At 68.2% G+C, this 22,092-nt stretch carries 17 protein-coding genes; 13 read left to right on the top strand and 4 right to left on the bottom strand.

Features of this window, described 5'->3' with window-relative positions; genetic code table 11:
• Nucleotides 1-5 precede the first annotated feature (5 nt).
• Genes ACUTAG_RS19285 through ACUTAG_RS19275 form a run of 3 tightly spaced genes read left to right on the top strand, consistent with a single transcriptional unit; the run spans nucleotide 6 to nucleotide 3,532 of the window.
• A complete protein-coding gene (locus ACUTAG_RS19285) occupies nucleotides 6-1,526 on the top strand; it encodes a class I adenylate-forming enzyme family protein (RefSeq protein ID WP_346506965.1) in 1,521 nt (506 codons plus the stop codon).
• Between the two features lie 55 nt (nucleotides 1,527-1,581).
• The gene (locus ACUTAG_RS19280) at nucleotides 1,582-2,559 is read left to right on the top strand and encodes a Bug family tripartite tricarboxylate transporter substrate binding protein (protein WP_006388874.1); all 978 of its coding nucleotides are present in this window, start codon (nucleotides 1,582-1,584) and stop codon (nucleotides 2,557-2,559) included.
• Between the two features lie 19 nt (nucleotides 2,560-2,578).
• Complete coding sequence (locus ACUTAG_RS19275; protein ID WP_446650276.1) at nucleotides 2,579-3,532, top strand: NAD(P)H-dependent flavin oxidoreductase; 954 nt, start codon at nucleotides 2,579-2,581, stop codon at nucleotides 3,530-3,532.
• 370 nt (nucleotides 3,533-3,902) lie between these two features.
• Here ACUTAG_RS19275 and ACUTAG_RS19270 read toward each other — a convergent pair whose 3' ends face one another.
• Both ACUTAG_RS19270 and ACUTAG_RS19265 read right to left on the bottom strand, forming a co-directional pair.
• A complete protein-coding gene (locus ACUTAG_RS19270; RefSeq protein ID WP_024067796.1) occupies nucleotides 3,903-4,886 on the bottom strand; it encodes a Bug family tripartite tricarboxylate transporter substrate binding protein in 984 nt (327 codons plus the stop codon).
• A 318-nt stretch (nucleotides 4,887-5,204) separates the two neighbouring features.
• Nucleotides 5,205-6,104, bottom strand: a complete 900-nt coding sequence (locus ACUTAG_RS19265; RefSeq protein WP_026382350.1) for a LysR family transcriptional regulator — start codon at nucleotides 6,102-6,104, stop codon at nucleotides 5,205-5,207.
• Nucleotides 6,105-6,252: 148 nt separating this feature from the next.
• Here ACUTAG_RS19265 and ACUTAG_RS19260 point away from each other — a divergent pair, with 148 nt between their 5' ends.
• The 5 genes from ACUTAG_RS19260 to ACUTAG_RS19240 all read left to right on the top strand — a co-directional run bounded on the left by ACUTAG_RS19260 (nucleotide 6,253) and on the right by ACUTAG_RS19240 (nucleotide 13,849).
• The gene (locus ACUTAG_RS19260; protein WP_446650275.1) at nucleotides 6,253-7,167 is read left to right on the top strand and encodes an SDR family NAD(P)-dependent oxidoreductase; all 915 of its coding nucleotides are present in this window, start codon (nucleotides 6,253-6,255) and stop codon (nucleotides 7,165-7,167) included.
• A gap of 7 nt (nucleotides 7,168-7,174) precedes the next feature.
• Nucleotides 7,175-8,035 (top strand): MaoC/PaaZ C-terminal domain-containing protein, encoded by an 861-nt coding sequence (locus tag ACUTAG_RS19255; protein WP_054486115.1) that lies wholly within the window; start codon nucleotides 7,175-7,177, stop codon nucleotides 8,033-8,035.
• Nucleotides 8,032-9,258 carry a CaiB/BaiF CoA transferase family protein gene (locus tag ACUTAG_RS19250; protein ID WP_054471303.1) on the top strand — a complete coding sequence of 409 codons (1,227 nt, stop codon included), beginning with the start codon at nucleotides 8,032-8,034 and terminating at the stop codon, nucleotides 9,256-9,258. Before ACUTAG_RS19255 ends, ACUTAG_RS19250 begins: the two co-directional genes overlap by 4 nt.
• A gap of 186 nt (nucleotides 9,259-9,444) precedes the next feature.
• Nucleotides 9,445-12,189 carry an autotransporter outer membrane beta-barrel domain-containing protein gene (locus ACUTAG_RS19245; RefSeq protein ID WP_446650274.1) on the top strand — a complete coding sequence of 915 codons (2,745 nt, stop codon included), beginning with the start codon at nucleotides 9,445-9,447 and terminating at the stop codon, nucleotides 12,187-12,189.
• 208 nt (nucleotides 12,190-12,397) lie between these two features.
• Complete coding sequence (locus tag ACUTAG_RS19240) at nucleotides 12,398-13,849, top strand: methyl-accepting chemotaxis protein (protein ID WP_238865248.1); 1,452 nt, start codon at nucleotides 12,398-12,400, stop codon at nucleotides 13,847-13,849.
• Nucleotides 13,850-13,962: 113 nt separating this feature from the next.
• Here the strand turns inward: ACUTAG_RS19240 and ACUTAG_RS19235 are convergent, their stop codons facing one another.
• Together ACUTAG_RS19235 and ACUTAG_RS19230 are read right to left on the bottom strand one after the other, a co-directional pair.
• On the bottom strand, nucleotides 13,963-15,486 hold the full coding sequence (locus ACUTAG_RS19235; protein WP_006388864.1) for a fumarate hydratase: 1,524 nt from the start codon (nucleotides 15,484-15,486) through the stop codon (nucleotides 13,963-13,965).
• Between the two features lie 241 nt (nucleotides 15,487-15,727).
• A complete protein-coding gene (locus ACUTAG_RS19230; RefSeq protein WP_006388863.1) occupies nucleotides 15,728-16,495 on the bottom strand; it encodes a crotonase/enoyl-CoA hydratase family protein in 768 nt (255 codons plus the stop codon).
• 270 nt (nucleotides 16,496-16,765) lie between these two features.
• Here ACUTAG_RS19230 and glyQ point away from each other — a divergent pair, with 270 nt between their 5' ends.
• From glyQ to ACUTAG_RS19205, 5 genes are read left to right on the top strand one after another with little or no spacing between them, the layout of a single operon-like run.
• Nucleotides 16,766-17,677 (top strand): glycine--tRNA ligase subunit alpha, encoded by a 912-nt coding sequence (gene glyQ / locus ACUTAG_RS19225; protein WP_006388861.1) that lies wholly within the window; start codon nucleotides 16,766-16,768, stop codon nucleotides 17,675-17,677.
• The gene (glyS, locus tag ACUTAG_RS19220) at nucleotides 17,678-19,816 is read left to right on the top strand and encodes a glycine--tRNA ligase subunit beta (protein ID WP_049054156.1); all 2,139 of its coding nucleotides are present in this window, start codon (nucleotides 17,678-17,680) and stop codon (nucleotides 19,814-19,816) included.
• Entirely contained in the window at nucleotides 19,813-20,352 is a 540-nt protein-coding gene (gmhB, locus tag ACUTAG_RS19215) for a D-glycero-beta-D-manno-heptose 1,7-bisphosphate 7-phosphatase (protein WP_446650273.1), read from the top strand. The genes glyS and gmhB overlap by 4 nt, the downstream gene beginning before the upstream one ends.
• Nucleotides 20,352-21,080, top strand: a complete 729-nt coding sequence (locus ACUTAG_RS19210) for a lysophospholipid acyltransferase family protein (RefSeq protein ID WP_006388858.1) — start codon at nucleotides 20,352-20,354, stop codon at nucleotides 21,078-21,080. Before gmhB ends, ACUTAG_RS19210 begins: the two co-directional genes overlap by 1 nt.
• Nucleotides 21,067-22,050: a M48 family metallopeptidase gene (locus ACUTAG_RS19205; protein WP_024067787.1), complete on the top strand. Its 984-nt coding sequence runs from the start codon at nucleotides 21,067-21,069 to the stop codon at nucleotides 22,048-22,050. The genes ACUTAG_RS19210 and ACUTAG_RS19205 overlap by 14 nt, the downstream gene beginning before the upstream one ends.
• Nucleotides 22,051-22,092 lie beyond the last annotated feature (42 nt).

Genomic DNA, 22,092 nt, shown 5'->3' with positions numbered 1-22,092 from the left:
CAACCATGTCGCACGCCGAACCGCTCACCCGCATCCACCAACTGCTGGCCCGCCAGGCCGGCAGCCAGCCCGACGCCATCTGCCTGTACGAGGAAGGCGGCGGCATCCTGACCTATGCGCAACTGTGGCAGCGCGCCCGCGATGCGGCCGACTGGCTGGCAGCGGCGGGCGTACGGCCGGGGCATCGCGTGCTGATGGTCGGCGAGAACTGCGCCGCCATGATCGCCGCGTTGTTCGGCTGCGGCATCATCGGGGCCTGGCCGGTTGGCGTGAACGCGCGCTTGTCGGCGCGGGAAATCGCCGCGATCAGCGCCCACGCCCAACCCGAGATCACGCTCTACACCAGCGGGGTTTCCGGCGCCGCCGCCGCCCATGCCGACGCGGCCGGAGCGCAACCCGCCGATGCCGCCGCCTGGGGGCCTGGCGTACGGGCACGGCGCGCGGATTCTCCGACCCAACCCGAAACCGGCGCCCCGGCCGCCGAGGTCGCCACCCTGATCTACACATCCGGCACCACCGGCGCGCCCAAGGGCGTCATGGTGCCGCACCGCGGCCTGCTGCACTTCGCCGGCGTCTCCGCGGCGTCGCGCCGCCTGACGCCCCGGGACATCGGCTACGCCGCCCTGCCGCTGTCGCACATCTTCGGCATCGCCACCGTGCTGATGGCGACGCTGCACGCCGGCGCCAGCCTGGTGCTGCGCAGCCGTTTCGATCCCGAGGATGCCTTCAAGGCGCTGGCCCACCCCGGCGTCAGCATCCTGCAGGGCGTGCCGACCATGTTCAACCGCATGCTGGCGGCCGCGCCGCCTCGCGCTGAATTTCGCGCCCCGGCGCTGCGCTATCTCTACACCGGCGGCGCGGCGCTCGACCCCACGCTCAAGCGCGACGCCGAACGCTACTTCGGTATCGCCATGCACCACGGCTACGGCATCACCGAGTACGCCGGCTCCATGTTCATCACCGACATCGATGCGCCGCCGACCGATTGCAGCGCCGGCTACGCGGTGGACGGCGTGCAATTGCGCATCGGCCGTCCCGACGCCGACGCGCCGCGCCCGGGCGAACGCGGCGACATCCTGATCCGCGGCCCCGGCGTGATGCTGGGCTACTACCGCGACCCGGCGCAGACCGCGCAGGCGCTGCTGCCTGGCGGCTGGCTCAACACCGGCGACATCGGCTACCTGGACGACCGCGGCGCGCTCTACATCGCCGGCCGCTCCAAGGACCTGATCATCCGTTCCGGCTTCAACGTCTACCCGATCGAGGTGGAGGCGGTCATCAACGCCTTTCCCGGCGTGCGCCTGTCGGCGGTGGTGGGCCGCCCCACCGAGGACCACAACGAGGAAGTCATCGCCTTCGTCGAACCCCTGGCCGGCGCGCGCCTGGACACCCATCTGCTGATGCTGCACCTGCGCGCCCAGCTGGCGCCGTACAAGCGGCCGGCGCAGATCCACTGCATCGACACGATTCCCACCACCGTCAGCGGCAAGATCCTCAAGCAGCCGCTGAAAGAAAGGCTGGCGTAGGCGCGGCCCCGCTGTTCCGCTCCGCGACCGGCTCATTCCACAAGGAGACATGAGCGTGAACATCAAGACCCTGCTCGCCGCGGCCGCCGCCGTGGCGGCCATGGCGACCGGCGCCAGCGCCGCCGCCGACAGCGCCTACCCCGACCGTCCCATCCGCCTGCTGGTGGGCTACGCCCCCGGCGGCCCCGTGGACACCACCGCGCGCGTCTTCGCCAAATACCTGGGCGACAAGCTGGGCCAGGCGGTCGTGGTCGAGAACCGCGCCGGCGCCAGCGGCATGATCGCTTCCGACGCCACCGCCAAGGCGCCGCCCGACGGCTACCTGCTGGGCTTTGCCGCCAGCCCCACGCTGACCATGTCGCCACTGGTCCAGCGCAGCACCCTGTTCGATCCACGCAAGGATTTCTCGCTGATCGGCCTGGTGGTCGACTACGCCAACGTTCTGCTGATCGGCCCGCAGGCCCCGGCCAAGAGCGTGGGCGAGCTGGTCGACTACGCCCGCGCCCATCCCGATGCCGTGTCGTTCGGCTCGGCCGGCATCGGGGCGTCGAACCACCTTTCGGCCGAACTGCTGAAGAAGCAGGCCGGCGTGCCGATGCTGCACGTGCCCTATCGCGGCAACTCGCCGGCGATGATGGACGTGGTCAGCGGCAAGATCACCTTCATGTTCGACATCACCAGCACCGCGATTCCGTTCATCAAGAGCGGCAAGGCGCGCGCGCTGGCGGTCACCTCGCGCACCCGCAACCCCGAGCTGCCCGACGTGCCCACCATGATCGAGGCCGGCATGAAGGACTACGAGGTGGTCGGCTGGTATGCGCTGGTCGGCCCGCGCAAGCTGCCCGACGCGGTGCAGGCGCGCCTGAAACGCGCGCTATCCGAGGTATCGAAGGACCCCGCCTTCCGCCGCGCCATGACCGACGGCGGCTACACCATCAACAGCGGCGACGCCGCCGCCCTGCAACAGCGCATCGACCGCGAATATGCCCTGTGGGCCGATGTGATCAAGAGCGCCAACATCCAGGCCAACTGACCCCGACCGGAACCCGCCCATGAAGCCATCCGCACTGCGCGCGCAGACCCGACTGCCCATCATCGGCGCTCCCATGTTCCTGGTCTCCGGCCCGGACCTGGTGGCGGCGCAATGCGGCGCCGGCATCATCGGCACCTTCCCCTCGCTCAACGCCAGGCCGCAGGAACAATTGCACGACTGGATCAACCGCATCGAAGAACGCCTGGCCGCCGCCCGCCGCGCGGATCCGCGCGCGCGGGTGGCGCCCTACGGCGTCAACCTCATCGTCCACCCCAGCAACGCCCGCTGGCAGGGCGACCTGGCCGTCTGCGCCGAGCGCCGCGTGCCCCTGGTGATCACCTCGCTGCATCCGCCCGAAGCCGTGGTGCGCGCCGTCCATGCCTACGGCGGCCAGGTCTACCACGACGTCACCACGGTACGCCACGCCCGCCGCGCCCTGGATGCCGGCGTCGACGGCCTGATCCTGGTCTCCGCCGGCGCCGGCGGCCATGCCGGCCGGCTCAACCCGATCGCCCTCGTCAACGAAATCCGTGCCTTTTACGACGGCCCCCTGGCCCTGTCCGGCTGCATCAGCCACGGCAAGGACGTCCTCGCAGCCCAGGCCCTGGGCTGCGACTTCGCCTACATGGGCACCCGCTTCATCGCCACCCGCGAATCCCTGGCCAACGACGCCTACCGCGAAATGATCCTGCGCGCCCAGGCCGCCGACGTCACCTACACCCCGTACTTCTCGGGCGTGCCCGCCAACTACCTGAGCGAGAGCATCCGCGCCACGGGCCTCGACCCCGCCCGACTTCCCGATTACGATGCCCCCCCGCCCAACCTCGACAAGAACACCCGGCCCAAAGCCTGGAAAGACGTCTGGAGCGCCGGCCAAGGCGTGGGCGCCGCGCAGGAAGTCCTGTCGGTGGCCGAACTAGTGAACCAATTGGAAACGGAATACCAGGAAGCCAAGACCGCGCTGCTGCGCTGACGCGCTGACGCGCACTCACCCCCAGCGCGCAGCGTCATCCCAAACCGCAAGACACCACGTAGGCCTCAAAAGGCCGCCCGCGCGGCCGCCTTGAGGCGGGCCCCGCAAGCTACTCCAACCCCACGCCGAAGATGGCCAAAATGCCAAGAACACCCCCCTCCCCAACCCGCGCCGCTGAGTCACATCGCGAGCGTGTGCGGGGGCAGGCGGGGGACGGCGGGGCGTGTAGATGCGCCCGGCGGAAACCGTAGGGAGCCGAAGGCGTACGAGGTTGAGCCCGGGGCAGTCCGGAGCGAACGCTCCGGACCGCAATCGTAGCCCCGCCGTCCCCCGCCTGCCCCCGCACACGCGTCTAAAGAACCCAAAAGCCCTACTCCAATTTGACCCCCGCCTTCTTGATCACATCCCGCCACTTGGCCACCTCGCCGCGCACGAACGCCCCAAACGCCTCCGGGCTGCCGGGCTTGGGTTCCGCCCCCGCCGCCACCATCGCCTTGGCCGTCGCGGGATCCGACAACACCTTCACCATGTCCGCATTGACCCGCGCCACGATGTCGGCGGGCGTCCCCTTCGGCGCCAGTACCCCGCTCCACGAGTACGCCTCGTAGCCTGGCAACCCAGACTCGGCGATCGTAGGCACGTCCGGCAACATGCTCGACCGCGTCGGATTCCCTACCCCCAACGCGCGCACCTTGCCCGTCTTCAGATGCGGCACCGCCGACGGCCCGTCCGCGAACATCACCTGCACCTGCCCTCCCAGCAGATCCTGCATCGCCGGCGCGCTGCCCCGGTAAGGAATGTGCTGGATCTTCACGCCCGCCATCGCATTGAACAGCTCGCCCGCCAGATGCGTGCCGCCGCCCGTTCCGGAGGAACTGAACGACAGCTTGCCCGGATTCGCCTTGGCATAGGCGATCAGTTCGCTCACCGAAGTCACCGGCAACGACGGGTTCACCACCAGCACGATCGGAAACACCGCCGCCATGCCCACCGGCACGAAATCACGGTTGATGTCGTAGGTCAGGTTGTCCCGCAGGCTCGGCAGCACCGCGTGATGGATGGAGGCGAAGAAGAAGTTGTAGCCGTCCGGCTCGGCCTTGGCGGCGAACTGCGCGCCAACGATGCCGCCGGCGCCCGAGCGGTTGTCCACCACAGTAGGCACCGACCACAGGTGGCCCAGCGGCTGCGCGGTGAACCGCGCGGTGGTGTCGACCGGACCGCCGGCCGGAAACGGCACGATGAAGGTGACGGCGTGGCCAGGCCAGGCAGCGGCGCGGGCGAAAGTGGGCAGCAGAGTCGTGGCGCACGCAGCGCCCAGCCCCGCGATGACGCGGCGGCGTTGGGGATTTAGCAAGGCAGTCTCCTGAGTCGTTCTTGTCGGTGGCGCGGCCGCAAACCACACCGGAACAACGCGGTGCTTGCCGCCTGCCGGCCCCATTTTTCTACTGTCCGCGCATCAGGCGCGGCCGGGGCTTTTTTTATTATTTGCCGCGCGGCCGCTTTTGCCGCTACATATTTTCAAAAGCCCCTCTTTCGCCGCGATGCCGTGTTCGCTGATCGGACACTATCGCAGGTCCGATGTGGCGCCACGGCGACGGCCATGCGGACCGTCAAGCCGTCAGGACGGGCGGAACACCGCGTTCGCCGCGGCATGACACCGCGCCCGCCGCGGCTACTGTCCCCGCGCCGCGCGCTGCACGTGCTCGATGAAGCACTCGGCGAAGCTCGGCAGGTCGCGGCCGCGCTGGCGGCACAGCAGGCGGTCGCGCAGGGCCCAGGGATCTTCCAGTTTCAACACGTGCAAGGCATCGGGCCGGCTGTAGCGCGCCGCGCAGGCGCGCGGCACCACGGCGATGCCGGCGCCGGCCTCGACCATGCGGCACACGGCCTCGAAACTGCCCACGTGCACGCGCTGGCAGATGCGCTTGCCCAGGCCGCTGGCGATGTCCTCCAGGAAGGTCTGGATGGCGCTGTCGGGATGGATGCCGACGAACTGGTAGGCATCGATCAGGTCGGCGAAATGGGCCGACTTCGACGCCGCCAGCGGATGGTCCAGCGCCGTGACCACGGTGAGCTCATCGCGGAACAGCGGCGTCACATCCAGGCCCTCGACGTCGATGTTGCCGGCCACCAGCCCCAGGTCGCCGGCGCCCGCGCGGATCGCGATGACGATGTCGCCCGAGATCTTCTCTTCCAGCTCGACGTCCACGTCGGGGTTCTCGGCCAGGAAGGTCGACAGCGCGTCCGCCAGGAAGGAATTGGTGGCGGTGGTGTTGGCCAGCAGGCGCAGCCGCCCCTTCAGGCCGCTGGCGTAGGGCTGCAGGTCGGCGTTCAGGCATTCGAGCTGGCGGAACACCGCGTTGGCGTGCTTGAGCAGCACCTCGCCGGCCGGGGTCAGCGCCACGCCCGTGGCCATGCGCACCAGCAGCCGCGCCTTGAAGGCCTCTTCCATGTGCTTGACGCGCGCGCTGGCGGCGGGCAGCGACAGGAAGGTGCGTTCGGCCGCGCGGGTCAGATTGAGCGTTTCCCCCACGTTCACGAATAGCCGCAGGTCAGTCAGATCATGTCTCATGTTCCACCACACAGAAGGGGGGCATTTCTAATTTTGAATTCTTCGAATGCCGTGACGACCATACCATGGGGCAACCCCGTAAACCATACGGTTTGACGCGGAACTGTTTCCCACGCGGCGCGCGCCGCGGCATCTGGAGTAAGCCCCAATGAGCGGTATTGTTTCCGGCAAGGTAGTGGTCGTTACAGGCGCGGGCGGCGGCATCGGCCGCGGCATCGCGCAGGCCATGGCGCAGGCGGGCGCCAAGGTGGTGGTCAACGACATCGGCGTCTCGCTCACCGGCGAGGGCGGCGGCGAAGGCCCCGCGCAGGCCGTGGTGCGCGAGATCGTGGCGGCGGGCGGGCAGGCCGTCGCCAACACCGACAGCGTGGCAGCCTACGACAGCGCCAGCCGCGTCGTCCAGACCGCCATCGACGCCTTCGGTCGCATCGACGCGGTGGTCAACAACGCCGGCAACCTGCGCGACCGCGTGTTCCACAAGATGAGCGAGGAGGAATGGCGCCAGGTCATCGACGTGCACCTGAACGGCTCGTTCTTCATGAGCCGCGCCGCCGCGCCGTATTTCCGTGAACAGGAGTCGGGCGCCTTCGTGCACATGACTTCCACGTCCGGCCTGATCGGCAATTTCGGCCAGGCCAACTACGCCGCCGCCAAGCTCGGCATCGTGGCGCTGTCCAAGTCGATCGCGCTGGACATGGCGCGCTACAACGTGCGCTCGAACTGCATCGCGCCGTTCGCCTGGAGCCGCATGACCAGCTCCATTCCCGCCGAGACCGACGAAGAGAAGGCGCGCGTCGAGAAGCTCAAGAAGATGGAGGCCAACAAGGTCGCGCCGATGGCCGTGTACCTGGCCAGCGACGCGGCCAGCGCCATCACCGCGCAGGTGTTCGCGGTGCGCGCCAACGAGATCATGCTGATGAGCCAGCCGCGGCCGCTACGCACCGTGCACTACAGCGAGGGCTGGACGCCCGAACTGATCGGCGAGATCGCCGTGCCCGCCATGCGCAAGCATTTCTACGCGCTGGAGCGTTCGCCCGACGTAATCGACTGGGACCCCATCTGAGACCGCCATGCCGCTCGACTACGCAACCGTGAAGCACTGGCGCTTCGACGACGTGCGCCAGCACTACGACGACAAGGACACCATGCTGTATGCCCTGGGCATCGGCCTGGGACAGGATCCCGAGGACACCCGGCAACTGCGCTACGTGTACGAAAAGGACCTGCGCGCCTTTCCCACCATGAGCGTGGTGCTGGGCTATCCGGGATTCTGGATGAGCGATCCGCGCGCCGGCATCGACTGGGTCCGGCTGGTGCATGGCGAACAGCGACTGGCGGTACACGCGCCGCTGCCCACGTCCGGCACCGTGATCGGCAGGAGCCGCGTTACCCACGTGATAGACAAGGGCGCGGACAAGGGCGCCATCGTGGTCACCGAACGCACGCTGCACGACAGCGCCGGCACGCACCTGGCCACCTTGCGGCAAAGCACCTTCTGCCGTGGCGACGGCGGCTTCGGCCAGGGCGACGCCAGCCCCGAGCCGCTGCCCGCCGCGCCGCAGGGCGAGCCGGAGCGCCGCTGCGAACTGCGCATTCCGCCGCAGGCGGCGCTGCTGTACCGCCTGAACGCCGACCGCAATCCGCTGCACGCCGACCCCGAGGTCGCGCACCAGGCCGGCTATCCCAAGCCGATCCTGCATGGACTGTGTTCCTACGGCGTGGCCGCGCACGCGCTGGTGAAGACCTGGTGCGACTACGACGCCTCCCGCCTGACCCGGCTGGATGCGCGATTCTCCGCGCCGGTCTACCCGGGCGAAACCTTGCAATGCGATATGTGGCGCATGCCGGACGGCCAGATCCGCTTCATCGCCCGCGCCGTCGAACGCGACATCATCGTGATGAGCCATGGCGCCGCCGAGGTGCAATCATGACGCGCCCGCCCGCATTGGACGGCATCCGCGTGCTGGACCTGTCGCGCATCCTGGCAGGCCCGTGGTGCACGCAGAACCTGGCCGACCTGGGCGCCGACGTCATCAAGATCGAGCGCCCCGGCGTCGGCGACGACACCCGCGCCTGGGGCCCGCCCTTCCTGAAGGACGGCAATGGCGTCGACACCAACGAATCCGCCTATTACCTCAGCGCCAACCGCAACAAGCGCTCGGTCGAGGCCGACATGGCCACGCCGCATGGCGCGGCGCTGATCCGCGAACTGGCGGCGGTCAGCGATATCCTAGTCGAGAACTTCAAGGTCGGCGGGCTGGCCAAGTACGGCCTGGACTATGCCAGCCTGAAGGCCATCAATCCGCGCCTGATCTACTGCTCGGTCACCGGCTTCGGCCAGGACGGGCCGTTCGCGCGCCGCCCCGGCTACGACTTCATGATCCAGGGCATGGGCGGCCTGATGAGCATCACCGGCGAACGCGACGACCTGCCCGGCGGCGGACCGCAGAAAGCCGGCGTGGCGGTGACCGACATCGTCACCGGCATGTACGCCACCGTGGCGATCCTGGCGGCCTTGCAGGAACGCCACCGCAGCGGCCTCGGCCAGCACCTGGACATCGCGCTGCTCGACAGCCACGTGGCGCTGCTGGCCAACCAGAATTCCAACTACTTCAATTCCGGCGTGGCGCCGACGCGCGCCGGCAACGCGCACCAGAACGTGGTGCCCTACCAGGTCTTCGCCGCCAGCGACGGCCACTTGATCGTGGCCACCGGCAATGAATCGCAGTACCGCGCCTATTGCGCGGCGATCGGCGCGCCGGAGCTGGGCGACGATCCGCGCTTTGCCACCAACCGGCTGCGCGTGACCAACCGCGACGAGCTGGTGGGGATGCTGGCCGCCATCATGCGCCAGGGCCGGCGCGACGACTGGATCGCCAAGCTGGAAGCCGTGGGCGTGCCCTGCGGCCCGATCAACAACATCGCCCAGGCTTTCGCTCACCCACAGGCGCAGGCGCGGCAGCTGCGCCGCGACCTGCCGCATCCGGGCGGCGGCGTGGCGCCGGTGACGGCCAGTCCGTTGCGCTTTTCGGATTCGCCGGTGGTGTACCGGCGCGCGCCGCCGCTGCTGGGGCAGCATACGGAGGAAGTGCTGCGCGAGGTGCTGGGGAAGTCGCCGCAGGCGATTGCCGAGTTCAAGGCGAGCGCCGTTTAGCGGTCTGATTTGTTTCGCACCCGCGGTGTTATTTCGCGGTGCTCGCCTATATTTCCATATCAACAATAAAGACCGCCGCATGCCATTACCGACTTGGTCTTATTAGTCGCCAACGGGTGATAAAACGTCCGTGCGCCATACCTACACTAACCGCCACGCAATTCAAGTGATCGGTAAATGTTGGCTATGACCACGCAAACGTTCAGAAAGAACCTTTTTCCCGCCACCGTTACCCTGCTCGTGTTGAGCGTCCCGTTGAGCGTCCCGGGTGTGGCTCGTGCCGACGCGGGAACGCGGGGCGGCGGCCAGGGGGGGGCAGGTGTACACGACAGCAAGCCCAACAGGGCATGGATGGGGGGCGAAGGTGGCGGCCTGGCAGTGATTGATCCGGGCGGCGTTGCTGGTGCCGGCGGCATGGCGCCGCAAACCTCCGGCACAGGTGGCGCCCCGGGGTTGACGTTCTCCGGTTACACGACCGTTCTGAGCAATGTCACCGGGATGAACGGAATATGCAAGGCGCCTTGCGGTCCCAATGCTGTAGGAGCCGAGCGCCGCTCGGGTGGGGGTGGCGGCGTTGGCGTCATCGGGGGAGCGGATTCCGCTTTGACAGTCATGCCCGGGATAACCGTGAGCGGTGGAGCGGGTGCTGGCGGAAACATTGGAACGGTATACCCGGATGGCACAGTCGCCGATAACGGCGGTGGTGGTGGCGGCGGCGCAGGTATTGCCGTCCAGTCCGGTAGCTTGTTTCTGTATGGCAACGTCGCCGGAGGTGCGGGAGGAAGCTCCAACAGCTATCCGGGGGGCGGTGGCGATGGTGTGGTGCTTGGAACCGGCGGAGGCATAATTATCGACAAAGGCGCCTTCATCGACGGCGGCAAGGGCGGTGTGCGCAGGCGTGGAAGTGTCTCCCCGGTCTCGGCCAGCGGGGACGGCGGTACTGGCATATCGATCGGCACGGGGGATGTCACCAATAATGGCACCGTGCGCGGTGGCCAACGCGGCGACAGAGAGTCTCCCACGGGTTCCACCTTCGGCCGGACTGGCGATGCCCTGCGCGCGAACCACGATACTGCGGTCATCAACAGAGGGCTCATGAGCGGCCTTAACGCAGTCCTGTTCGAAGCCGACCACAACTCCCTTATCATGTGGGAGGGATCCCGCTTCGTTGGCGATGTCAAGTTCGCGGGCGCGGACAACAGGCTGACGTTCGGCAGCGGTTCTGGTCCTTCTTCTGATGACACTCCGATCAATAGAGCCATCCAGGTAGAAGGCTCGATTGATTTTGGCACCAATGGCAAGTACGTAGTGCGGGTCTCCCCCACGACGGCGGACCGGGTGGATGTCACGGGTACCGCCAGACTCAACGGTGCAAACGTCTCGATCATCGGCCTTCCCTTAGGCGCGGAGTTATATGACGAGAACCACGATTACACGATTCTGCATGCCGGGAAAGGGTTCAATGGGGATACGCGTTTCGGGGACGTGTCAATCAATCTCGCCTATCTCACTCCCTCGCTCAAGTACACCACAGATGCCATGGCTGGCAGCAGCGACGTCATTCTGACGCTGGCGCGCAAATCGGTGCCGGTTGTGCCGCCGGCACCTTCCTTACCGACTCCACCCGCGGATTCCGATCCGACTCCGCCCGCGGCTTCCGATCCGGCTCCACCCGTGGCTTCAGAGCCAGTCCCGCCGGTGGCTGCCGACCCGATGCCACCGGTGGCATCCGAGCCTGCGCCACCCGTACAGGGCGGTGCGGACCAGCGGCCGATCCGCTTCGCGGACCTCATCACCGGCCGCAATGCCATGGCCGTGAGCGACGCCATCGAGAGCCTGCCGCGCACACATGAGATCTATCGCCGGGCCTTGAGCCTGCCTGAGGACGCCCCGCAAGCGTACTTCTCGGCACTGACGGGAGAGGCGCATGCCAGCACACGCAACGCGCTGGCCGGTCTTAGCCGTCCGGCCAGCGCGCTGCCGTTGTCACACCTGCGCGCGAACCTGGCCGCCGGCCTGCAGCCCGGCGCGCCGATGGCGGCGGCGGGCGCCTCCGACATGCCGCCCGCTGCGTCGGCCCTGCCCGCCAGCGCCGCCCGTCCCATATGGGCGCAGCTCGTCGGCAACTGGCAGCGCCAGTCCGCAAGCAACGACAACGCCGCCGTGCGCCTGCATACCGCTGGCATTTTCGTGGGTACCGACCATGCCATTGGCGACGGTTGGCGCCTGGGCGTCGCGCTTGGGTATACCGACAGCCGCTCGCGTATCGACGACGCGGATGACAGGAGCAGCATCGCCAGCTACAGCGCCAGCATCTATGGCGGCAAAGCCTTCGCCCGGGGGACAGGTACGTTCAACCTGATGCTGGGCGCGTCCCACACCTGGCACGACGTCAACACGCGGCGGCGCATCGCCGTGGGCGGGCTGGATCAGACGCTGCGCGCCGATTATCGCGCCGGTACGACCCAGCTCTTTGGGGAATTGGGTTATGCCATGCCGATGAACCAGACCCTCACGCTCGAACCCTACGCCGGTCTGGCATGGGCCGGCCAGCGCAACCGGGCGTTCCAGGAAAAGGGCGGCAGCGCCGCGCTTTCAGGCGACAGCCAGTGCCTCCGCACCGCGACTACGACTCTGGGCATGCGCCTGCGGCAGGCTCTGAGCGCGGGCGCGTTCCAGGGCACGCTCACTGCCGGGGCGGGATGGCGCCGCGCCTTCGGCAATCTGCACCCGGTCTCGACGCTGGCATTCGATGCCGGCGAGGCGTTCACCGTGACCGGCGCCCCTATCGCCCGCAACGCCGCGCTGCTCGAAACCGGCTTGCAGGCGCGAGCCGGCCGCAACGCGACGGTCGGCCTGAACTACGCAGGACAGTTCGGCTCGGGCAATCGCGACCACAGCGCCATGCTGAATTGGCGCTGGACATTCTGACCGCACCTTTCCCGACAGATAGAGGGCCGAGGTGGCCCTTTATCAGACGGCATAACAGGACCAGAACGGCGATCGGGCGCCTTGCAAACCTTATGATTCGGCTCACCCATCAAGAAGGCTCCTGATAACCGATGGCGGCGTCCCTTCCAAAACGGCGCGTGGCCTTGCCCCCCATCGGGCGGCACGGCATTTTTCGTTCGAGTTCAACATGCATTGGTTTCCCTTCAAGCGCCTGTTCCGTCGCAAGCGAGACACACGGAATGCGGATCTGTACGGCCAGATCGCGGCCATCCACAAGGCGCAGGCGGTCATCGAGTTCGACCTGGACGGCCATGTGCTCATGGCCAACCAGAATTTCCTCGATGCCATGGGCTACACGCTCGACGAACTGCTGGGGCAGCACCACCGCATCTTCGTGGCGCCCGACCGGCGCGGCTCTCCTGAATACCAGGCGTTCTGGGACAAGCTCAAGCGCGGCGAGTACGACGCGGGCCGCTATCGCCGCATCCACAAGGACGGCAGCGACGTCTGGCTGCAGGCCAGCTACAACCCGATCCTCGACGAGTCCGGCCGGCCCTTCAAGGTGGTCAAGTACGCCACCGACGTCACCGAGCAGCAGCGCCGCCAGGCCGACACCGAGGGCCAGCTTGCCGCCATCTCCAAGGTGCAGGGCATCATCGAGTTCGAACTGGACGGCACCATCATTCGCGCCAACGACCTGTTCCTGGACGCCATGGGCTACCGCGAAGACGAACTGCGCGGCCGCCACCACAGCATGCTGGTGCTGCCCGAGGAAGTCCGCAGCCCCGCCTACAAGGAATTCTGGCGCAAGCTGCGCGGCGGCGAATACGACACCGGCCAATACCTGCGCATCGGCAAGAACGGGCGCCGCGTCTGGATCGAGGCCAGCTACAACCCGATCTTCGATGCCGAGGGCCGGCCCTTCAAGGTGGTGAAGTTCGCCACCGACATCACCCGCCGTTTCACCGCCGCGCAGACGCTGCGGGTGGCGGTGCAGGGCCTGACCGAGAACGCCGAGCGCGCCAGCCAGGCCAACACGCTGGCGCGCGACGCCTGCCAGGTGGCCGAGGAAGGCGGCAAGACCGTGGCCGGCGTGGTGGCCACCATGGGCACCATCACCGAAAGCTCGCGGCGCATCTCGGAGATCATCGGCGTGATGGATGGCATCGCGTTCCAGACAAACATCCTGGCGCTCAATGCCGCGGTCGAGGCGGCGCGCGCCGGCCCGCACGGCAAAGGCTTCGCGGTGGTGGCGGCCGAGGTGCGCAGCCTGGCCCAGAACAGCGCATCCGCGGCCAAGGAGATCAAGGACCTGATCACCACCTCGGTCCAGCAGATCGGCAGCGGCGCCGAGCAGGTGCAATCCGCCGGCGCCACCATGGAGAACATCGTCACTTCGTCGCGCCGGGTCACGGAGATCATGGGCGAGGTGGTCGAAGTGTCGCTGGCGCAGTCGGCCAAGCTGGGCGAGGTCACCGAGGACATCACCCAGATGACGGCCGAGGCGGCGCACGAACTGCAGAGCGCCTATGAGGCCCAGGACCGCCCCGAGGCGGCGCGGGAGACAGCATCGGCGCGAGCCGTGGCGCCCCGCGCGCCGGCGTCCTCGCAATCGGCGCTGGAGTACGTGCGCTACTGAGCGGCCCTGATCGGGCGGCCACGGGCGCCCGTGCCGACGGCAGGCCGCCAATCGTCCCAGGGATAAAAAAAGGGCGCCGTCACCGGCGCCCTTCTCGCGTTCATGTCGCCCGTTTACGCGGTGGCGACCGGGATCTTGCCGATCCTGGCCTGCCATTCCTTCGGGCCGGTGGTGTGGACCGAAGTGCCCTGGGCGTCAACCGCCACGGTCACCGGCATGTCCTTCACGTCGAACTCGTAGATGGCTTCCATGCCCAGGTCGGCGAAACCCAGCACCTTGGCGCCGCGGATCGCCTTGGACACCAGGTAGGCCGCGCCGCCCACGGCCATCAGGTAGGCCGAGCCGTGCTTCTTGATCGACTCGATCGCGACCGGGCCGCGCTCGGACTTGCCGATCATGGCGATCAGGCCGGTCTGCTCCAGCATCATGTCGGTGAACTTGTCCATGCGGGTGGCGGTGGTCGGACCAGCCGGGCCCACCACTTCGTCGCGCACCGGATCGACCGGGCCGACGTAGTAGATGACGCGGTTGGTGAAGTCCACGGGCAGCGGCTCGCCCTTGGCCAGCATGTCCTGGATGCGCTTGTGCGCGGCGTCGCGGCCGGTCAGCATCTTGCCCGACAGCAGCAGGGTCTGGCCCGGCTTCCAGCTGGCGACTTCTTCCTTGGTCAGCGTGTTCAGGTCGACCTGCTTGGACTTGTTGTAGTCCGGCGCCCAGTGCACTTCCGGCCATTCCGACAGCGACGGCGGGTCCAGGCGCGCCGGGCCCGAGCCGTCCAGCTCGAAGTGGGCATGGCGGGTGGCCGCGCAGTTCGGGATCATGGCGACGGGCTTGGAGGCCGCGTGCGTCGGGAAGGTGTTGATCTTGACGTCCAGCACGGTGGTCAGGCCGCCCAGGCCCTGGGCGCCGATGCCCAGCGCGTTGACCTTTTCGTACAGCTCGATGCGCAGTTCTTCGAGCTTGTTCTGCGGGCCGCGGGCCAGCAGTTCGTACATGTCGATGTCTTCCATCAGCGACTGCTTGGCCATCAGCATGGCCTTTTCGGCGGTGCCGCCGACGCCGATGCCCAGCATGCCCGGCGGACACCAGCCGGCGCCCATGGTCGGGACCGTCTTGAGCACCCAGTCCACCAGCGAATCGCTGGGGTTGAGCATGGCGAACTTGGACTTGTTTTCCGAACCGCCGCCCTTCGAAGCCAGCTGCACGTCGACCTTGTCACCCGGGACAAGCTCGACGTGCAGGATACAGGGCGTGTTGTCGCGGGTGTTCTTGCGGGCGAACAGCGGATCGTCCAGCACCGAGGCGCGCAGGGGATTGTCCGGGTTCAGGTAGCCGCGGCGCACGCCTTCGTCGCACAGTTCCTGCAGGGTGCGCTTGGTGTCGAAACGCACGCCCATGCCGACCTTCAGGAACACGTTGACGATGCCGGTGTCCTGGCACAGCGGGCGCTTGCCCTCGGCGCACATGCGCGAGTTGGTCAGGATCTGCGCCATCGCGTCGCGCGCGGCCGGGCTTTCCTCGCGCTCGTAGGCGCGGGCCAGGTGGCGGATGTAGTCGACGGGGTGGTAATAGCTGATGAACTGGATGCCATCGGCTATCGACTGGATGAAGTCTTCTTCTTTGATGAGGACGGACATGGCGATATGCGATTAACGAAGGGAACGTGAAAACGCGGCCGACCTACCGGCCAGCCGCGCTGGTGAAAGGAATACTTTTGCCGCCGGGCCGCCCCAAGGCAAAAGGGCCCCCGCGGGGGGCAGCTAGCTCGCATGGCGAGCGTGGCGTGGGGGTTATTCCCCCGCCGGGCCGCCCCAAGGCAAAAGAGCCCCCGCGGGGGGCAGCTAGCTCGCATGGCGAGCGCGGCGTGGGGGCATCCATTTATTTGCCTTGCCAGACCGGTTTGCGCTTTTCGGCGAAAGCCGTGGCGCCTTCCTTGGCGTCGGCCGACGAGAAGATGTGGGCGATCAGCGGACGCTGGCGGTTGAACATCTCTTCCTGGGTCCAGTCGCCGGACTGCGCCACGATGCTCTTGGCGGTCTGCACCGACAGCGGGCCGTTCTCGACGATGGCGCGGGCCAGTTCCAGCGCGCCGGCCAGGGCGCCGCCCGGCTCGGTCAGGCGGTTCACCAGGCCGAAGCCGTAGGCGCGCTCAGCGCCCAGCATGTCGCCGGTCAGGATCACTTCCATGGCGATGTGGTACGGCAGGCGGCGCGGCAGGCGCAGCATGCCGCCGGCGCCGGCCACCAGGCCGCGCTTGACTTCGGGCAGGCCGAACTTTGCGTTGCTGGCGGCCACGATCAGGTCGGACGCCAGGGCCATCTCGCAACCGCCGGCCAGCGCATAACCTTCGACCGCGGCGATCAGCGGCTTTTTCGGCGGCGCTTCGTTCAGGCCGGCGAAACCGCGGCCTTCCACGTACGGACGCTGGCCCGACTTGGCGAAGGCCTTCAGGTCCATGCCCGACGAGAACGTGCCGCCCGCGCCCGTCAGGATGCCGATGCGCACGTCGTCGCGGCTGTCCAGCTGGTCCAGCGCGGCGGCCATGGCCTGGGCGGTTTCCAGGTTGATGGCGTTCTTGGCCTCGGGACGGTTGATGGTGATGATCTGGATGCCGTCGGCGACTTCCACCTTGATCAGGTCAGACATGCGGATGCTCCTTCCGGGGTTTTGGATATTGGTTTTATATAAGACTGGTCAACCTGGAATGATACGACCAATGCCCGGCCGCCGCAGGGCGCCGGCGGAGCAACGTCCGCCTGGAGCACGCCCCGCCCGATATGTAACCGCGAGGATGTAACCGCCTGGATGCGACCCCCATCCCGGGGTCCCGCCCCGGGGCCGCCCCGGGCCAGTTAAAATGCCCGGTTTCCCACGCCCACGGCAGACGTCGCCCGGCGACCGAATTCCAAGAATCCTATGCTCACCTTTCAGCAAATCATCCTTACGCTCCAGGAATACTGGGACAAGCAGGGTTGCGCCCTGCTGCAGCCCTACGACATGGAAGTCGGCGCCGGCACCTCGCACACCGCCACTTTCCTGCGGGCGATCGGCCCGGAGCCCTGGCGCGCGGCCTACGTGCAGCCCTCGCGCCGCCCCAAGGATGGCCGCTACGGCGAGAACCCCAACCGCCTGCAGCACTACTACCAGTACCAGGTGGTGCTGAAACCCGCGCCCCCGGAAATCCTGGACCTGTACATCGGCTCGCTCAAGGCGCTGGGCATCGACCCCACGCAGCACGACATCCGCTTCGTCGAGGACGACTGGGAAAACCCGACGCTGGGCGCCTGGGGCCTGGGCTGGGAAGTGTGGCTGAACGGCATGGAAGTGACCCAGTTCACCTACTTCCAGCAGGTCGGCGGCCTGGATTGCACCCCGACCACGGGCGAGATCACCTACGGCCTGGAACGCCTGGCCATGTACCTGCAGGACGTGCAGAGCGTGTACGACCTGGTCTGGACCGAAGGCGCCAACGGCCGCCGCGTGCTGTACCGCGACGTGTTCCACCAGAACGAAGTGGAACAGTCCACCTACAACTTCGAATATTCGTCGGCCGAGATGCTGTTCGCGCACTTCAACGACTACGAAGCCGAGGCCAAGCGCCTGATGGACGTGCCGCTGGCCCTGCCGGCCTATGAAGCCACGCTCAAGGCCGCACACACCTTCAACATGCTGGACGCGCGCGGCGCGATCAGCGTCACCGAGCGCGCCGCCTACATCGGCCGCATCCGCAACCTGTCGCGCGCCGTCGCGCAGGCCTACTACGATTCCCGCGAACGACTGGGCTTTCCCATGCTGGGCCGCGACAAGGCCGCCGGGGAGGCTGCATAAATGACGACGAACATCCGCCCCCTGCTGGTCGAGCTGCTGACCGAAGAACTCCCGCCCAAGGCCCTGCAGAAGCTGGGCCAGGCTTTCGCCGAAGGCGTGCGCGCCACGCTGGCGCGCCACGGCCTGCTGGCCGATGGCTGCGCCGTCGAGCCGTACGCCACGCCGCGCCGCCTGGCGGTGCGCCTGTCGGCCGTGCTGGCGCAGGCGCCCGATCAGGCCTACGCCGAAAAGCTGATGCCGGTGAAGATCGGCCTGACCGAAGACGGCAAGGCCACCCCGGCGCTGCAGAAGAAGCTGGCCGCCAAGGGCCTGGAAAACATCGACCTGGCCACCCTGGAACGTGAATCCGACGGCAAGCAGGATTACCTGGTCGCCCGCGGCACCGCCCCCGGCGCCGCGCTGGCCGTCGGCCTGCAGGAAGGCATCGACGCGGCCATCGACGGCCTGCCGATCCCCAAGGTCATGCGCTACCAGCTGGCCGACGGCGAGACCACCGTCAAGTTCGTGCGCCCGGCGCACGGCCTGATCGCGCTGTTCGGCGCCGACGTGGTTCCCGTCAGCGCCCTCGGCCTGACCGCCGGCCGCGACACGCTGGGCCACCGCTACATGAGCAGCGGCGCCATCGCCATCGCCGATGCCGACGCCTACGCCGCCACCCTGGCCGAGAAGGGCCGCGTGGTGGCCTCGTTCGAAGGCCGCCGCGACGAGATCCAGCGCCAGTTGCTGGACCACGCCGGCCGTCTGTCGGCCACGCTGGGCGACGACCCCGAAGTGGCCGCCCTGCTCGATGAAGTCACCGCCCTGGTCGAACACCCCACCGTCTACGTCGGCGAGTTCGAGGAACAGTTCCTGCAAGTGCCGCAGGAATGCCTGATCCTGACGATGCGCCTGAACCAGAAGTACTTCCCGCTGTTCGACCCGGCCAGCGGACGCCTGACGCACCGCTTCCTGATCGTGAGCAACATGCGCACGGACAACCCGGTGAACATCGTCGAAGGCAATCAGCGCGTGGTGCGTCCGCGCCTGGCCGACGCCCAGTTCTTCTTCGAGACCGACCGCAAGACGCCGCTGGCCGCGCGCGTCGAGCAACTGGGCTCGATCGTCTACCACAACAAGCTGGGCACCCAGCTCGAACGCGTCGAGCGCGTGCGCGCCATCGCCCGCGACGTGGCTGGCAAGCTGGGCGGCGATGTCGCCGCCGCCGACCGCGCCGCGCTGCTGGCCAAGGCCGACCTGGGCTCGAACATGGTGGGCGAGTTCCCCGAGCTGCAAGGCATCATGGGCGCCTACTACGCCGCCGGCGACGGCGAGCCGGACAGCGTCGTGCAGGCGCTGCGCACCCAGTACCGCAACCGTTACGACACGCCGGTTTCGCAGGACGACCTGACCGCCGCCACGCTGTTCATCGCCGAACGCGCCGAGACGCTGGTCGGCATCTGGGCCATCGGCCTGGCGCCCACCGGCGAACGCGACCCCTTCGGCCTGCGCCGCGCCGCGCTGGGCCTGATCAGCGCCTTCGAGCAACTGGCCGCCGGCGGCTGGCTCAAGCTCAACCAGGACGGCCCGCTGTCGCTGGACGGCCTGCTGGCCGCCACCGCCGCCACCTTCCCGGCCGGCAAGATCCCCGCCGACACGCTGGCGGAAGTGCGCGCCTTCATCTACGAACGCTACCGCAACCAGCTGATCAACGAACACGACCGCAACGCGGTCGAGGCCGTCATCGCCCTGGCGCCGCCGCTGCACCAGGTGGCCGAGCGCGTGCGCGCCGCCGCCGCCTTCGCGCAGATGCCCGAGGCCGCCAGCCTGGCGGCCGCCAACAAGCGCATCGGCAACCTGCTCAAGAAGGCCGAAGGCGAGATCGGCGCGGTCAATGACGCCGCGCTGGTCGAGCCCGCCGAAAAGGCGCTGGCCGCCGCCATCGCCGCGCTGCGCCCGCAGGCCGAGGCGCAACTGGCCGCCGGCGACTTCGCCGCCAACCTGCGCACGCTGGCCCAGGCCCGCGAACCGGTGGACGCCTTCTTCGCCGACGTCATGGTCATGGCCGAGGACCCGGCGGTGCGCGCCAACCGGCTGGCGCTGCTGGGCCAGCTGCACACCCTGATGAACCAGGTCGCTGACATTTCCAGGCTGGCACAGTGAAGCTCATCATCCTCGACCGCGACGGCGTCATCAACCAGGACAGCGATGCGTTCGTCAAGAATCCCGACGAATGGATCGCCCTGCCCGGCAGCCTGCAGGCCATCGCCCGCCTGACGCAGGCGGACTGGACGGTGGTGGTCGCCACCAACCAGTCCGGCCTGGCGCGCGGCCTGTTCGACATGGACACGCTGACCGCCATCCACGCCAAGATGCGGCGCGAGCTGGCCGCCGCCGGCGGCAGCGTGGACGCCGTCTTCATGTGCCCGCACGGCCCGGACGACGACTGCACCTGCCGCAAGCCGCGTCCCGGCATGTTCGAGCAGATCGGCCATCGCTACGACGTCAACCTGGCCGGCGTGCCGGCCGTGGGCGACTCGCTGCGCGACCTGCAGGCCTCCAGCGCCGCGGGCTGCTCGCCCTGGCTGGTGCTGACCGGCAACGGCAAGAAGACGCTGGCCAAGGGCGGCCTGCCCGAGAACACCCGGGTCTGCGACGACCTGTCGGCCGTGGCCGACGCCCTGCTGCAGGACAACTGATGGCCCGGCTGCGCTCGCTCCTGTATTTCCTGTTCCTGGCCATCACGGTCATCCCCTATGCCTTCGCTTGCGTGCTGTGGGCGCCGCTGCCGCTGCACCTGCGCTACAAGCTCACGGTGGGCTGGCCGCGCCTGGCCATCTGGGGCGCCAAGGTGTTCTGCGGCATCCGCTGGCAGGTCAAGGGCTGGGAAAACCTGCCCGACGGCCCGGCGGTGCTGCTGTCCAAGCACCAGTCGGCCTGGGAAACGCTGTTCTTCCCGGCCTACATGCCGCGCGAAGTCTGCTTCGTCTACAAAAAGGAACTGCACATGGTGCCGTTCTTCGGCTGGGGCCTGGCGTTGCTGCGCATGATCGCCATCGACCGCTCCAAGGGCCGCGACGCCTTCGAGCAGGTGGTCAAGCAGGGACAGGTCCGGCTGGACGAAGGCCGCTGGCCGCTGCTGTTCCCGGAAGGCACCCGCGTGCCGCCCGGCAAGACCGCGCGCTTCAAGATGGGCGGCGCGTTGCTGGCCTCGCGCACCGGCGCGGTGGTCATCCCGGTGGCGCACAACGCCGGCGAATGCTGGCGCCGCAATGCCTTCGTCAAATATCCAGGCCTGGTTACGCTGTCCATCGGTCCCGCGATAGAATCGAAGGGAATCTCCCCCGAGGAACTGAACCAGAAAGTGCAGGACTGGATCGAAGGGGAAATGCGGCGTCTCAATCCAGAAAGGTATGCCCAGCACTGACCAGCTCGAACTCCTGTTCGACGTGCAAGACTCCGACGCGTCCACGGACGCGTCGCCGCTGACCGCGTCCCCCGCGGCGCGCCCGGCACCCGTGGCCACGCCGCCCGCCCCGCTGTTCCCTCCCCCCGCGCCATCCGCGCCCAAGCCGGCCGGCGAACCCCTGCTGACGCTGTCGCCCAATGCAGCGGCGCGCGTGCCCACCCCCTGCCCCGATCCGCTGCCACCCGGCGCGCGCTGGCGCGAGGTGGACACCGATCCGCAGCCCATCGGCTTCGTGCTGCTGCGCTCGCGCCGCCGCAGCATCGGCTTCGTCATCACCGACGACGGCCTGCGCGTCACGGCGCCCAACTGGGTCACGCTGGCACAGATCGACGACGCGGTGCGCGAGAAATCCCGCTGGATCGTCGCCAAGCTGCGCGAATGGCACACCCGCAAGCAGCAGCTGGCCATGGCGCACACGCGTTGGCAGGCCGGCGGCGAGCTGCCTTACCTGGGCAGGCGCATCGTCCTGGGCGTGGGCGGCGACAGCCGCCAGACCCGCCTGTCCGGCGATGCCGAAGCCCCGGCCGACGGCGACACGCTGTGGCTGGCGCTGCCGGCCGACGCCGACCAGGGCCGCATCCGCGACGCCGCCCAGGCCTGGCTGCAGCAGCGCGCCGGCGCCTGGTTCGGCGCCCGGCTGGCGCACTTCCTGCAGATCAGCGGCCTGAAGATCCGCCGCTGGCGCCTGTCGTCCGCCGCCACGCGCTGGGGCTCGTGCACCAGCGACGGCAACATCATGCTGAACTGGCGCCTGATCCATTTCGCGCCGGCCATCATCGACTACGTCATCGCGCACGAACTGGCGCACCTGCGCGAAATGAACCACAGCCAGGATTTCTGGCGCGAGGTCGGCCAGATCCTGCCCGATTTCGAGGAAGCCAAGAACGTGCTGCGGCGCCACGACCCGGCCTCGCTGCCGCAATTCTAGGGTCGGTGCGAGACGCTCCCGCAATCGGCCCAGCCCCACGGA

The organism is Achromobacter sp. CSND-B12, from assembly GCF_052906545.1.
The sequence above is the reverse complement of the archived record's forward strand: the minus strand, read 5'-3'. Positions and strand labels throughout refer to the sequence as shown.